Genomic DNA, 12,911 nt, shown 5'->3' on the forward strand with positions numbered 1-12,911 from the left:
GCCGACCGGCCGGGCCGGCGACGCTCCGCCCTTCGAGGCGGCGCCGTCATCCCGCAGCCTTCGGGCCAGGGTGGCGCGGCCTGGCCATGCGAAGTGGACAACTCACGATCGCCGCCCACGAGGCCGCGCTTCACCTCGTAGCCATTGCGATCCGGACGCGACCACCGACGGCCAAGGACTCCCGCTCGCCGGGAAGGTCCCGACTCAGGTCCTGGACGAGGCGGCAACCGCCTTCACCCGGCAGTCCGAGCAGGTCCCGGACTTCTTTGCGACGAACAGATGCCGATACACCGTCACCTGGCGCCGCGGGATCCCACAGAGCGTCACCTCGTCGGCCAAGGCGTGCTCCAGAGCCGGGTCAGCTGTCTCCAGGCACGCCGCGAAGCGCGTCGGGGCCGGCCCGAAGGATCGGAGGTGGTGGCCATGCTGCGGCATGGCCACCACCCTCGCACGCGGCCCGATCAACGTGAAGTCGGAGACAGGCCCTGGGCTGCTATCCGGCGAGGACGTCGCCGAAGTACGACAGACCGGCGGGCCCGCCGACCGAGGCGGCGCCGAAGGACGTCGAACCGGTGGCGGTGATGCCGCTCGTACCGGACTTGAAGAGCCAGACCGAACCCGCGCCCTCGTTCTCGGCGAAGGCGCCGGCGATCAGCTCGGCGCGGCCGTCGTTGTTGCTGTCCGTGAGTTCGACGGAGGAGCCGAACTGGTCGTCGGCCTCGGCCGCACCCGGTACACCCGCCGTGTCCTGCGTGAAGCTCTTGGAACCGGTGCCGGTCAGCCCCTTGGCGGAGCCTCGCAGCACGGTGACCGTACCCGTGGCCCGCTTGCTCCCCGTGGCCTCGGCCGGTGCGCCGATCGCGATGTCCGCGTAGCCGTCGCGGTTGGTGTCACCCGCGGCCAGACTCCACCCGAAGCGGTCACCCTTCTTGGCGGTGCCGGAAACCGCGGTGGTGTCCTGGGTGATACGGACCGGCGTACGGGTGGACAGCCCGGCGGCGCTACCGTACGTCACGGTGATCGCGCCTCCCAGACCGCCGTTCGGTTCGTCGGCGGACTTCTCCATGAAGTTGCCGGTGACGATGTCGCCGTAACCGTCCTTGTCGACATCGGAGATGACGGCCTCGTAGCCCCCGGCGACCTTGCTCGACGCCTTGAGACCGGTCGTGCTCCCCTTGTAGAGGACGCTGCGGGTCCGGTACGCGTCGCCGCTCTCCTCCTGGCCCATGACCAGGAGGTCGGTCGCGCCGTCGCCGTTGACATTCCCCGCGACGATCTTGTCGGCGTTGATGCCGGTCTGGGTCAACGTGTCGATACCGACGAGACCCGCCGCCTTGCCGGTCCGGGAGATGGGTCCCTTGAATATGTTCAGCTCGGGTGCGGCGATATTGACGGCGGCCAGGTCGGTCCGCCCGTCCCCGTCGAAGTCACCGGAAGCCAGGCCCCAGCCAAGTTCGTTCCGGTACTTGGGCAGCGGCGCCGAAATGTCGACGGCGGACTTCAGCCCGCTCGCGCCGCCCCAGATGACGGTGAGGACGCCGAAGGAGTCGGTGCTGCCGATCCGCTCGCCGTGCACGCCGACCACCAGGTCGGTGTACCCGTCACCGTCGAGGTCACCGGTGGTGAGACGGTCGCCGAAGTAGTCACTCGTCTCCGGTGTTCCCGGAATACCGGTGGTGGCTTGGCTGATGATGGTGCGCTTGGACTTGTCGAGCCCGTTCTTGGTGCCGTAGACGACGGCCACGTACCCGGCCCCCGCCTTTCCACTGATCTTTCCGAGGGGCGCGGCGATCGCGAGATCGCGGTAACCGTCGCCGTTGAAGTCGCCCTGCATCCCGGACGGCGCTGCGACGGCACTGCCCCCGGCGGCGAGAAGCAGCCCGCTGACGAGGGCGGCCGAGGCGGTGGTCGCGAGGACGGTGCGAAGGTTCTGCTGCATGCGTGTCTTTTTCTCCTACGGCACGCCGGACGCCGTGACGGCTGTCCGATTCGGTATTCCGAGCCGACGACATGCCGGGGGGCCGGATCCTGCCAAGCTCCCGACCCCGTACACGTATCGCTCGGTGCAGGTGTGACCGCTGAAGGGCCCCGGGGGTTGTACGGGCTCCACGGAACGGCCTCGAAAGCCCTGCCCCTCACCTCGGGCGAGGAGCCCGAGCACGAACGAAGCGCCTCCTCGGGAGAACCTCAGGTCAGAGCAGCAAAGCGCAGTGCCTCCGACAGGATTCGAAGGTGCGAACCCCGGCCGCCGTCCGCGGCACCGGGCACGACGGAAGAGCACCACGGGGAACCCCACCCGCCAAAGGTGGACCCGGCACCGTGAACCAATCGGGGACGGCACGCTGTGGCTGGTGTCCGAGTTCGGGGGGCTGAGGATGTCGAGAACGTGCCACCGGCTCCGTCCCAGGGGCATCAGCGGCCACCACCGGCCGCACGAGGAAGAAGGAGAACCAGCATGGCGATTCAGCGGATGGACAACGTCGGCATCGTCGTCGAGGACATGGATGCAGCCATCGGGTTCTTCGTGGAACTCGGTATGGAGCTGGAGGGCCGGGCGGAGGTGAAGGGCCTCGTCGCCGACCAGTGCGTCGGACTCGACGGCGTCCGCTGCGATATCGCGATGCTCCGGACCCCGGACGGGCACAGCCGACTGGAGCTGGCGAAGTACCGCAGCCCCGCGGTGATCAGCGCCGGGCCGCGCAACCGGCCGCACAACATTCTGGGCACGCACCGCGTCATGTTCGCCGTCGACGACATCGAGGAGACCGTTGCCCGCCTGCGCCCTCACGGCGCCGAACTCGTGGGCGAGATCGCCCGGTTCGAGGACAGCTATCTGCTCTGCTACGTCCGCGGCCCGGAGGGCATCATGGTCGGATTGGCCGAGCAACTGCGCTGAGGGGGAGGAACCGAACCATGCGGCCGAACGAAATCATCGAGCTTCTGAACCGCCCGTCAGCCAGGAGCTGCCGGCCTGTGACGTGACCCGCCTGGCCCACATGGCCAAGGACGGAACTCTCCATGGCCGGGTGCTCACAGCCTCCCGAACGGCGGAACCGCCACATCGGTCACGCCGGACCAGGGCACATCAACAAGATCAAGTTACGAGCTCGTAGCCGCGAGTACGTCCCGGAGTACGTTCTCGAGCGTGACGCGGGCCAGCTCGTTCCTCAGAGTTTCCTCGATGCCCTCGTAAATGCTCTGCATTGCCGGCTGGATGCCGTGCCCCACCACGCATCCCTGGTCCGGGGTGGTGCGGTGCATTGCGAACAGCGGGCCGGGTTCCACTGCCTCGTACACGTCGAGAAGGGTCATCGACTCCAACTCGCGTGCCAGCGACCAACCCGCGCCCACGCCCCGCCGGGACTCCACGAGCCCGGCCCTGCGCAGCTCGCCGAGCAGCCGTCTGATGACCACCGGGTTGGTGTGCGCGCTGGTCGCGATCTGCTCGGAGGTGGCGACCTCGTGGCCCTGGCGCTGATAGAGGCCGATCCAGGCCAGCGCGTGGGCGGCGACGGTCAGCCTGCTGTTGGCGCTCATGGCTTCCTCCTCTCGGCCGCAACGCTTCATGTTACGACAGCCCAGTCGTAACAGTGAAGGTTGCAACAGTCGGTCGTAACAATTAACGTTGCGACTGTCAGGATGGGTCAATCAGCGAGGTGAGAAGAATGAGCAAGCCACTCATGGGCAAGGTCGCCCTGGTCACCGGGGGGTCGCGCGGACTGGGAGCCGCGACCGTACGACTGCTGGCCGAGCAGGGCGCAGACGTCGCCTTCACCTATGTCAGCTCCGAGAAGCAGGCGCAGGCTGTCGTCGACGAGGTGCGCGGCAAGGGAGCGAAGGCTGTCGCCTTCAAGTCCGACCAGGCGGACACGAGTCAGGCGCCGGCGCTGATTGATGACGTGGTGGCGCACTTCGGCGGCCTGGACATCCTCGTCAACAACGCGGCGATCTCCGTGGCCGGCACGGTGGACGACCCGGACGCCGACACCGCCGCACTGGACCGGATGCACGCCACCAACTACCTCGGCGTGATCGCCGTCATCCGGGCCGCCTCCCGAGTGCTGCGCACGGGCGGCCGCATCATCACGGTGAGCTCCGGACTGGGCTCCCGGGTCGGCGTCCCCGGCCTTGCCGACTACTCGGCGACCAAGTCCGGGATCGAGAGGTACACCATGGGCGTCGCACGCGACCTCGGGCCCCGGAACATCACGGCCAACGTCGTGGAGGCCGGACTGATGGAGGGCGGCATGCAACCGCCGGACCCCGAGACCCTCAATGCCCTGCTCAGCTCGCTGTCCCTGCAACGCGTGGGGCACCCCGACGAGATCGCCGCGGCGATCGCCTTCCTGGCGAGCCCCGCCGCGTCGTACGTCACGGGCGCGGTGCTGGACGCCCACGGCGGCTACAACGCCTGAACCCGAACCCCTGCCGCACGCCCCGACGGACATCGCGCCGTCGGGGCGCGCCCCGCCAACGACCCGCGTGTGCGTGGACACGCCGCGAGAAGCCCGGATCGTGATCGTGTTACGAGCTCTTCGTGCTGAACTCATCCGGCAGAACTCCGCCAACCGTTCGCGCACACAGCCCTGCCCACCCATGACCTGCGGCGCAGGCCACCGACTGACCGCTTCTGCTCTTGGTGTACCGCCCTGAAGGGCTGGGATGGGGCTGGGCCTGGATGGGTTCGGGGCACTCGCACGGGTAACCAGGCATGAGCACCTACGTCGGCGGCTCATCGCATCCGTCCCATGCGGCGTGCCGAGAGCGCGCGTAGCACGCCGTGTCGTCGTAGAGGCTTGAAGGCGCGGCTCGCGGCGCCTGCCGTCGCGAGTAAGTGACCGGCCGTCAGCATTGGCTCGCCAGCGAAGGTGGCCAAAGCGCTCACCGTGAACGACGTGCACCTCGCGGTGGAAAAGCTGTCCGGCGTCATGCGCGCCGGCGCCGAACGCATCGGCCGCGATCCGGCCGCCTTCGCGCACACGGTCCGGTCGGCGCGGGAGATCATCCCGGCGTCCCTGACCGCCGGCTGGCACCGGCCCGACCGGTCGGCCGATTCCTCGGGACGGAGCTGTGCCGCCGTCACGAACGCCGCGGCCCGCTGCTGTCGCGGTCGTTCAGGGGAACGATCCACGGGTCCGGCAGATGCAGGAAACCCTGCGTTACGAGCCGGTGGGTGCCGACATCACCGTTGGCCCGCTACTACGGGCGCGAACGGGCTCCGTCTCCGTCAGTTCCTTCACGCGTACGGCCGCGTCGACGATGAAGGGGTTGAACAGTTCCCGGATACACAGAAGCGGTCGGCCGTCACTGTCGAGGGTGTAGGTCTTGACCGCACACGGGGTGCCGTCCGGCCAGGTGGCCCGGCCGACGTGCACGATGCGCCTGCGCAGGACCACCTCGGCTTCGGCGAGCGCGAATCCGACCGGTTGCGAGGGGTCGGTGACCGCCTTGTCGACGCGCGGGTCCACTCCTGAGCGGGCCGCGACCGTGTTCTCCGACACGGTCTGTCCCGTGACCGTCAGAAGGCGGGAGCGGCGCAGGAGGCAGTGGTCGCGGATGTCGGGGCGCAGGGCTTCGCCGATGCCGGGCGGGAGAACGGTCGGCCCGACGGTCCGTACGCCGTCTGCTCGCGCCCGCAGGGGACCGTGAACGAGCGCCTGCAGAAGGGGGGTGGTCATGCCGTCACCGCTCAGCAGCATGCGTGTTGCCGCGGAGGAGAAGACCATCGCGGCAGGATTCAGGCCGCGCGGCGCCGACTCGGTTCCAGGCTGGAGAGTGGGGGAAGGCACGAACATCCTCGGTCTGGTCGACAACGGTAATCGGCGGTGCTGAAGCGGACGGCGACGATCGCGCGCCGTCCCGGCGGGTCGGATTGTCACCGGACTGGGGCTTGCCCCGGGGGGCGCGGGGCGGTCGGAGTCGCCGGGAACGCCGACGGCCCGGTCCGCGCCCACTCGGAAGTGCCTGCGACAGAAGGGGGCGTGGGCCTTTTCCCGCAGGCGCGCTTGCCAGAGCGCTCACCGCCAGGATACTGCTATCCGTGACGAAGTGATCACTATGTGTTGTGTGCGGCGATGGTCGTGCGAGGCGAATCGAGGAACCACGTGAGCAGAGCACCGGCCGCCGTACGCGACGTAGATCCTCCGGAGGCCCCCGACTATCTGCTCGGGTCCTCCTGTGCCGAGCGTGAACGTCTCCTCGCCCAGTGCGCACTCCTGCGACCGGCCGCCGCCGCCTTTATCGACACGATTCCCCTGCCGTCGGACGCGGACGCGCTGGACCTGGGCTGCGGCCCCCTGGGCATCCTCGATCTTCTCAGCGAACGAGTCGGCCCCACCGGATCGGTCACGGGCCTCGACACCGACCACCGGATGACCGGCTGGGCCCGCGAGTCCGTCAGCCAACTCGGCCTCGGCAACGTGGAGATCCGCCACGAAGCCCTGCCGCCCGCCGCCGAGGCGAACGCCCTGTACGACCTGGCCCACTGCCGACTGCTGCTGATCAACACGACCGGCCCCCGCGAGATTCTGGGCTCCATGGCTGCCGCCGTCAGACCCGGCGGGTGGGTCGCGGTCCAGGAGTTCGACTGGGCGACGTGGCAGTGCGACCCGCCCCACCCTGCGTGGAACCGCATCAAGGACCTGCTCGCCGGGGTCTTCGGGGGCGACGTCCACATCGGCGCCCGGCTGCCCGGTCTCCTGCGCGAAGCCGGCCTCACCGATGTCCAGGCCACCGCCCACACCTACTACTGGCATCCGGGCGACCGCTACCAGACCCTGCTCCTCTCCTTCGCCCACCTCTTCCGCGACCGCCTCCTGCACCACACCTCGCTCACCATCGAGGAATTCGACTCCCTCACCAGCGCACTCCACGACCACCTCGACCAACGCCACACCACCGTCCGCGAAAGCCTCCTCGTCCAGGCACGGGCCCGCAAACCCTGACCCCACCAGCCGGTACGACGCCGACCTGGGCGGGCGGGTCATCACCGGGAGCCTGTGCGTCGGCCCCGGATGGCCTCGTCGTCGGGGTGGGCGTGTACTGCCATGAGCGTCAAAGGCCGGTCGGTCATGAAAAGAAGTCCTTCTGTAGAAATACGTCTTGGTCCGAGCGCTCGGCGGGCGTACCGCGATTCCGGGGCCCGGATCCTGGTGGGACGGACGACCTCGTGGTCTCCGTGTCCCCCGCCCGCGTGACGCCGGCCCCTCGGTCGATCCAACTGTGCAGGCCAGACCGGCTGTTCCCGACGCGGTCGCTTACACGAGATTTGAAGCCCTACGGCGGTTCCCCGCGCATGCGGGGTGCGGCCCTCCGGGACACCACCTTCGGCCGGAAATGGCGTACGGCCCGTCCCGCGGCAGGCATGCCGAAGGTTCGCTTCTACGTTCGCGCAGACCGTTGGGCTCGGTCTGGCGCCCGCTGCTGACCGCGGATCACCGCCCCCTCGGGCACGGACGAGGCAGAGGGACACGTGTACCCGTCACGGACATTCGGCCGTCACTCCGGCGCACCGGCGGCCTGACTCGAACAGCGGCGCGGGTCACACATCCGGCTCGCTCTGACGTGCGACGCGCCACGGGGTTCGTTTATGTGATGACTGGCAACTCTCTGTGACCGTCGATGAGGCCGCAGGACGGCCCCACGACGCTGCGAAGGTAGGACTCTGATGAGGCTTGATTTCGGTTCGCGTCTCGCAGCGGTGGCCATCACCGCAGTGACAGCGATTGTGACGGTGGGCCAGACGGCATCAGCCGCGCCGATGGGCGGGGACGGGAAGCCGTTCCTCGGGCCGCTGCACAACGTCTCCACGATCGCGTCGACGGTTCCGGCCAACGGTGACGTGAACCCGTACGGCACCGCCCTGGTCGAGAAGAGCGCCGGTGATCTGCGGCGCGGCAACGTGCTGGTCAGCAACTTCAACAACGCCGCGAACCAGCAGGGCACGGGGACCACGCTCGTGCAGATCAGTCCCAAGGGCGAGACCAGACTCTTCGCTCAGATCGACCCGAGAAAGCTGCCGGGACCGTGCCCCGGGGGCGTGGGGCTGACGACCGCACTGTCCATCCTGCCGGGCGGCTGGGTGGTCGTGGGGAGCCTGCCCACGACCGACGGCACGTCCGCCACGGCGAAGGCCGGGTGCCTGATCGTGCTGGACAAGCATGGCAAGGTCCGCGAGACCTTCAGCGGCAAGGGGATCAACGGTCCCTGGGACATGACCGCGAAAAGCCACGGCGACAAAACCGATCTGTTCGTCACCAACGTGCTCAACGGTACGGTGGCCGGCGGCGGCGACGTCGTGCGGCGGGGCACCGTGCTGCGGATCACCCTGCACCGCCATGACGACCGGCCGCCGACCCGCGTGGCCACGACCGTGATCGGTTCGGGTTTCGCGCAGAAGACCGACCCGGCGGCCCTCGTGATCGGGCCGACGGGTGTCGGGCTGCGGGACGGGACGCTCTACGTGGCGGACACCGAGGACAACCGCATCACCGCGATCCCGGACGCGCTGAAGCGGGACACCAGTGCCGGCACCGGCCGAGTGGTCACCACCGACCAGCACCTCAACGGCCCGCTCGGGTTGGCAATCGCTCCGAACGGCCACATCCTCACCGTCAACGCCGGTGACGGCAACATCGTCGAGACCACCCCGGGCGGCGCCCAGGTGGCGGTACGCACGCTCGACAGGAGCGGCACGCCGCCGGGAGCGGGCGCGCTGTTCGGTCTCGCGGTCGCCGAAAACCCCGACCGCGTCTACTTCGTCGACGACGCGACCAACACCCTGAACCTGCTCAGCCGACACTGAACCGCTCGCGTGCACGATGGGCCGCCGCTGTCGCGCCGGCCTGCTTCGATCGACGCACGCGTACGCACGGAGCACGAGAAGTCCAAGAAGGCTGAAACCGGCCCGGACGATCGGGCATTGTGTACGGAACGGGCACGAGACGCCTAGACAGGTCCAGACAACAAACAAGGCCCAAGTCGCTGACTTGGGCCTTCGTCGTGGAGCGGGTGACGAGAATCGAACTCGCGCTCTGAGCTTGGGAATCCACGGCGCCCTGGAGCACCACAGGGCTCTGGCCAGGTGTTACTTGGGTCTACGGGCCGTGCTGGCTCCGGTTGGACTGACCGCTTCTGACCTTGGTGTACCACCCTGAAGGGCTGGGACGGGGCTGGACTTCGATTGGACGAAATGGAAGAGAGCCGGTTACCTGCACCACCGATCAAGAAGACATGCCATCAGGGATGGCACGGGACCAAGCCCTACTTGGTCGTGTCTTCAAGGTCCCGCCTGCCGTGTGCTGAGTGGGGAGTTGGCTGCGGTGTGATCTGGAGGACTTCGCAGCGGAGATGCTGGAGCCGTGCGCGCGGGCGGATCAGCAACGGTGGGGCGGGGTCTATCTACGGGGACCTGCTGCTGGACGGCGGGCGCAAGCCCGGTGGAGCCGACGGCGGGCCCGGCTGTTCCCGGCGTTGCCGTTGACCTTCCAGGCGTCGGCCTTCCCGGGGACCAGGCCAGCCGGATGAGGGCGGTGAACGCCTCCTCATTGTCGGCGACTTCGGTCGTGTGTGTCCTGTTGGCGAACGTTCCGCCCGGTTGCCGGGCAACGCTCCCGGGGTGAGGGCAGGGATGGTGGGGGCATTACGAAGTCGATGTCGATGGGGGTAGGCGCACCGGACGACCTGTGTCCCTTTTCTGCCGTCATGGTCTGAAGCGAAGTTGTTAGGGTGACGCGGGGTGCCAAGTAACCAGTGCGGCAGTGACGTTGACGACCACGGACCGGGGGATGCGATGAGCGGCGCAGGTGGACAACCACGACTTCGGGCGCAGGCCGAGCAGCTGACAGACCTGGCCGATGACCTCGACGGTATGCAGGACTCCCTGGACAAGCAGGTCAGACGCATGGACGCGATCGTCGACCGGATCGAGGCGGGATGGCAGGGGCCGGCCGCCCGTGCCTACCGGGACCTTCACCGCGGCGCGGCCGAGGACGCCGTACGTATCCGCATGGTCATCCAGGCTCTGGAACAGGCCGTGCGGTTGAGCCGGGACGGGTTCTCGGAGCAGGACCTGGACATCATGGCGCAGCTACAGAAGGTCCAGGTCGAGACGGATGTGGAGCGCGAAGCGGACGCGCTGTCGACGCCGAACACCGAGGCGCCCGCCGTGCCGCGCAGCACGCTCTCCGACCTCTGAGAACTCATACTCCGACGGACGACTTCTGAACGGGGGAGGTATGGCGGACGACGAAATAGCCGTCGACTTCGCGACGCTGCAGGAACTTTCCGGAGATCTTGAGGACATTCTCAAGCGCCTCAACGACCAGCTGGATCTGCTCTACCGGCGTGCCGAGAAGGTGGTCCTGACCTGGGAGGGCGAAGCCCGCGAGGTGTTCATCGACAAGTTGGACGAGTGGGACCGGTCCGCGGCGGACCTTCAGGCGGCCCAGGCGTGGCTGCACGACGTCGTGGTCAACGGTGAGATCAACTACGCGGCGGCACACCGGGCGGTACTGCGGGGCTGGGGTGCGGCCTGATGCCTGATCTGCCTTCCGGCAAGCAGCGACAGCGGGAACGCGACCAGGCCAAGACCGCGCCACCCAACCAAGGTGTGGGCCGCTTCGATGTGCAGCCTCAGCACCTCTACTTCACCTCGCTCGTCGTGCGCGACGCTCAGTTCGCCTATGACAAGAAGGCGAAGACGTTGACGGACACGCTGGACAAGTACAGCCAGTCCGCGGGGACGGGCTGGGGCGCGGACTCCTTCGCAGACCGGTACGGCATCGTCGCCGGGAAGTTCCTGGAGCTCTGGGCGAAGAGCGTGGTGTCGGTGGGCGGTGTGTCGGTGGGCTTCACACAGACTGCCAACAACTACGCACTGGCGGACTGGGCGGCGAGCAAGGGCAAGGGGGTTCCACCGGAGGAGAGGCAGCCTCCAGCGGTGATCGCCACCGTGCCCAAGTACGGTCCGCCGAACGACCTCAGGTGGCGGGGGGAGGGCGAGTACCACGACTCGTGGGCGATCTCGGGAATCCTCGGAGAGGTCCCGGACTTCCTCATGTTCATCATGAAACCCGTGGTCGACGAAGGGCTGAGACTCGGCCGCATCCACGAGAAAACGCCGGGCGTCAAGGAAGAAGAGTTCCGCGACATCGCTGGGGCCTGGCGGATCGCCTCCGAGGACGTGAAGAAGGCGGCGGACGACTTCACGGACGCGATCTCCTACATCACCGACCCCACAGGCAATGGTGAATGGCAGGCCGCGATGAAGGCTTTCTGCCAGACGATCTGGGGAACCACGGCCTGGGGGAAGGTCCGTGATCAGCGGGCCGAGGTGACTCCCAAGAAGGGCGCCCGGAGCTGGAAGACCCACGGGAAAATGGACCCCGCCACCAGGCGCCCTGTGATCGAGGTCCTCGACAAGAGTGCGAACGTGATTCAGAAGCTGTTCGACGATCTTGCGGACGTGGGCCAGAAGACTACGGAAACCACCACGCGCCTGGCCAAGGAGGCCACGGACAAGACGGTTAAGGACCTCACCTCGGGCCTCGATCTCACCAAACTCACCAGGCTCGTGGCCGGGCTCGTGGTCGCGGAGGTCGTCCTGACCTTCCGGTCCCATATGGACAAGGCGGCCATGGACGCGGCGGTCGCGGCCTATCACGAGGCGTTCAGCGATGCCGCCGGCAAGCTGGCCATGCTTGAGTTCGAACTTGATGAAGCGCTCCAGAGCGTGCCCACGTTCCAGGCGGAACGGGCTCGGGCGCAGGGGTTCGGTGCGCGCTCCCTGAATGAGTTCAAGAAGGAGCACAGCTGGCAACTGCCGGAGAGTAAGTTCCCCTACAAGTACTCGGTGGACCTCGCGGCGATGGAGGGTGTGGGCGGAGCGCACGCCATCGACAAACACGTGGGGAAGACCGATGAGCAGTTGTTGCAGCGGCTTCGAGATGAGCGGAAGCAGAGCGGCGAGTACAACATTCCTGGCGCATCTACCTATGTCGACGTCGAGTCCGCTCAGCGATACACGCAGTACTGCCTCCGCGAAAATACGGCTGAGATCGATGAGTGGCTGAACGAGGACCCGCCGGACCCGACGAAGGAGATCGGGACGAAGTCCATCCCCGTCCAGGGGCCTCTCGTCGGCGATGCGGTCACCGGCAGGGGCTCGACCGTGGGCGACGACGGCAAGCCCTCGAAGGTAGAAGACACCAAGGGAGTCGCGATACGTCTCCTGTATAAACCGGACTTGAACCCGCCGTATATCGTCTTCAGCTCGATGCCCAAGTGAGAGGTCCCGGATGCACAGCCAAGCCGACCACGACCCGACTTGCGGACCGTCGGCGTGTCTGGATGCCGATATGTGGTCGGCCGCAGTCGAGATGTACCGCCATCGGTACTCATTCATCGCTGTCGGTCCGCGAACTGGGGAGAACTGGCTGCCCGACGTCGCCGCGATCATGCGCAGGGAGGTGGCAGATCCCCGGGGGTGGCGAGGCAAGGACCCGGAAGTGGGGGAACCGGAGTTCCTGGAGGACCCCGCCTTCCCGTTCCGCGTTCCGCCGGTGGACGAGGCCGGCGCTGCGGAGTGGCGAAGCGGACTCTTCGAGATTCCACGCCGCGCGGTGGTGCGCCTCCTCGTGATGCTGGCCACGAATGAGATGAACGTGACCAGGCAACATGGTTTCGCCGAGCGCAGAGCCGGGATGGAATGCCACGCGGAGGCGATCCTTTCGCGCTTTCCTGACGGATCGACATTCTTCACCAACACTCGCCATGGCGGTGAGAATCCGGACTTCTATGAGCGGGTATCCGGTTGCTGGCCTCTGAGCCAGTACGTCTGGGACTTCGGGCTCCTCGCGGTGTCCGATGACGAAATTGGCCTCATCTGGTCGTTCGACGCAAGCTGAAGTGGA

11 protein-coding genes are annotated in these 12,911 nt (G+C 67.5%); 8 read left to right on the plus strand and 3 right to left on the minus strand.

Translation table 11 applies throughout. The annotated features are described in order from the left end of the window. Positions 1–493 precede the first annotated feature (493 nt). Entirely contained in the window at positions 494–1,939 is a 1,446-nt protein-coding gene (locus tag P3L51_RS00950; protein WP_354603047.1) for an FG-GAP and VCBS repeat-containing protein, read from the minus strand. A 516-nt stretch (positions 1,940–2,455) separates the two neighbouring features. Between P3L51_RS00950 and P3L51_RS00955 the strand changes: the two genes are divergently transcribed. Then, a complete protein-coding gene (locus P3L51_RS00955) occupies positions 2,456–2,896 on the plus strand; it encodes a VOC family protein (protein ID WP_354603048.1) in 441 nt (146 codons plus the stop codon). 203 nt (positions 2,897–3,099) lie between these two features. On the opposite strand, the gene P3L51_RS00960 is transcribed toward P3L51_RS00955, so the two are convergent. Beyond that, positions 3,100–3,537, minus strand: coding sequence for an Rrf2 family transcriptional regulator (locus tag P3L51_RS00960; protein WP_354603049.1), 438 nt, complete (start codon positions 3,535–3,537; stop codon positions 3,100–3,102). Positions 3,538–3,665: 128 nt separating this feature from the next. Between P3L51_RS00960 and P3L51_RS00965 the strand changes: the two genes are divergently transcribed. Next, positions 3,666–4,415 (plus strand): SDR family NAD(P)-dependent oxidoreductase, encoded by a 750-nt coding sequence (locus P3L51_RS00965; protein ID WP_354603050.1) that lies wholly within the window; start codon positions 3,666–3,668, stop codon positions 4,413–4,415. A gap of 744 nt (positions 4,416–5,159) precedes the next feature. Here the strand turns inward: P3L51_RS00965 and P3L51_RS00970 are convergent. Beyond that, the gene (locus tag P3L51_RS00970; protein WP_354603051.1) at positions 5,160–5,678 is read right to left on the minus strand and encodes a hypothetical protein; all 519 of its coding nucleotides are present in this window, start codon (positions 5,676–5,678) and stop codon (positions 5,160–5,162) included. Positions 5,679–6,104: 426 nt separating this feature from the next. Between P3L51_RS00970 and P3L51_RS00975 the strand changes: the two genes are divergently transcribed. From P3L51_RS00975 to P3L51_RS01000, 6 genes are all read left to right on the plus strand, one after another. Next, the gene (locus tag P3L51_RS00975; RefSeq protein ID WP_354603052.1) at positions 6,105–6,944 is read left to right on the plus strand and encodes a methyltransferase domain-containing protein; all 840 of its coding nucleotides are present in this window, start codon (positions 6,105–6,107) and stop codon (positions 6,942–6,944) included. A gap of 770 nt (positions 6,945–7,714) precedes the next feature. Continuing rightward, positions 7,715–8,803 (plus strand): NHL repeat-containing protein, encoded by a 1,089-nt coding sequence (locus P3L51_RS00980; protein ID WP_354603053.1) that lies wholly within the window; start codon positions 7,715–7,717, stop codon positions 8,801–8,803. Between the two features lie 987 nt (positions 8,804–9,790). Further along, positions 9,791–10,195, plus strand: a complete 405-nt coding sequence (locus tag P3L51_RS00985) for a WXG100 family type VII secretion target (RefSeq protein ID WP_354603054.1) — start codon at positions 9,791–9,793, stop codon at positions 10,193–10,195. A gap of 40 nt (positions 10,196–10,235) precedes the next feature. Continuing rightward, positions 10,236–10,535 carry a WXG100 family type VII secretion target gene (locus P3L51_RS00990; RefSeq protein WP_069628433.1) on the plus strand — a complete coding sequence of 100 codons (300 nt, stop codon included), beginning with the start codon at positions 10,236–10,238 and terminating at the stop codon, positions 10,533–10,535. Further along, a complete protein-coding gene (locus P3L51_RS00995) occupies positions 10,535–12,286 on the plus strand; it encodes an RNase A-like domain-containing protein (protein WP_354603055.1) in 1,752 nt (583 codons plus the stop codon). The genes P3L51_RS00990 and P3L51_RS00995 overlap by 1 nt, the downstream gene beginning before the upstream one ends. A gap of 10 nt (positions 12,287–12,296) precedes the next feature. Then, entirely contained in the window at positions 12,297–12,905 is a 609-nt protein-coding gene (locus P3L51_RS01000) for a hypothetical protein (RefSeq protein ID WP_354603056.1), read from the plus strand. Positions 12,906–12,911 lie beyond the last annotated feature (6 nt).

The sequence above is a fragment of the Streptomyces panacea genome, from assembly GCF_040560175.1.
GTDB lineage: Bacteria > Actinomycetota > Actinomycetes > Streptomycetales > Streptomycetaceae > Streptomyces > Streptomyces panacea.

Coding starts and splice junctions, on each gene's coding strand:
- P3L51_RS00990 (WP_069628433.1), top strand. CDS start 10,236: ATGGCGGACGACGAAATAGCCGTCGACTTCGCGACGCTGCAGGAACTT.
- P3L51_RS00960 (WP_354603049.1), bottom strand. CDS start 3,537: ATGAGCGCCAACAGCAGGCTGACCGTCGCCGCCCACGCGCTGGCCTGG.
- P3L51_RS00950 (WP_354603047.1), bottom strand. CDS start 1,939: ATGCAGCAGAACCTTCGCACCGTCCTCGCGACCACCGCCTCGGCCGCC.
- P3L51_RS00970 (WP_354603051.1), bottom strand. CDS start 5,678: ATGACCACCCCCCTTCTGCAGGCGCTCGTTCACGGTCCCCTGCGGGCG.
- P3L51_RS00965 (WP_354603050.1), top strand. CDS start 3,666: ATGAGCAAGCCACTCATGGGCAAGGTCGCCCTGGTCACCGGGGGGTCG.
- P3L51_RS00985 (WP_354603054.1), top strand. CDS start 9,791: ATGAGCGGCGCAGGTGGACAACCACGACTTCGGGCGCAGGCCGAGCAG.
- P3L51_RS00955 (WP_354603048.1), top strand. CDS start 2,456: ATGGCGATTCAGCGGATGGACAACGTCGGCATCGTCGTCGAGGACATG.
- P3L51_RS00995 (WP_354603055.1), top strand. CDS start 10,535: ATGCCTGATCTGCCTTCCGGCAAGCAGCGACAGCGGGAACGCGACCAG.
- P3L51_RS01000 (WP_354603056.1), top strand. CDS start 12,297: ATGCACAGCCAAGCCGACCACGACCCGACTTGCGGACCGTCGGCGTGT.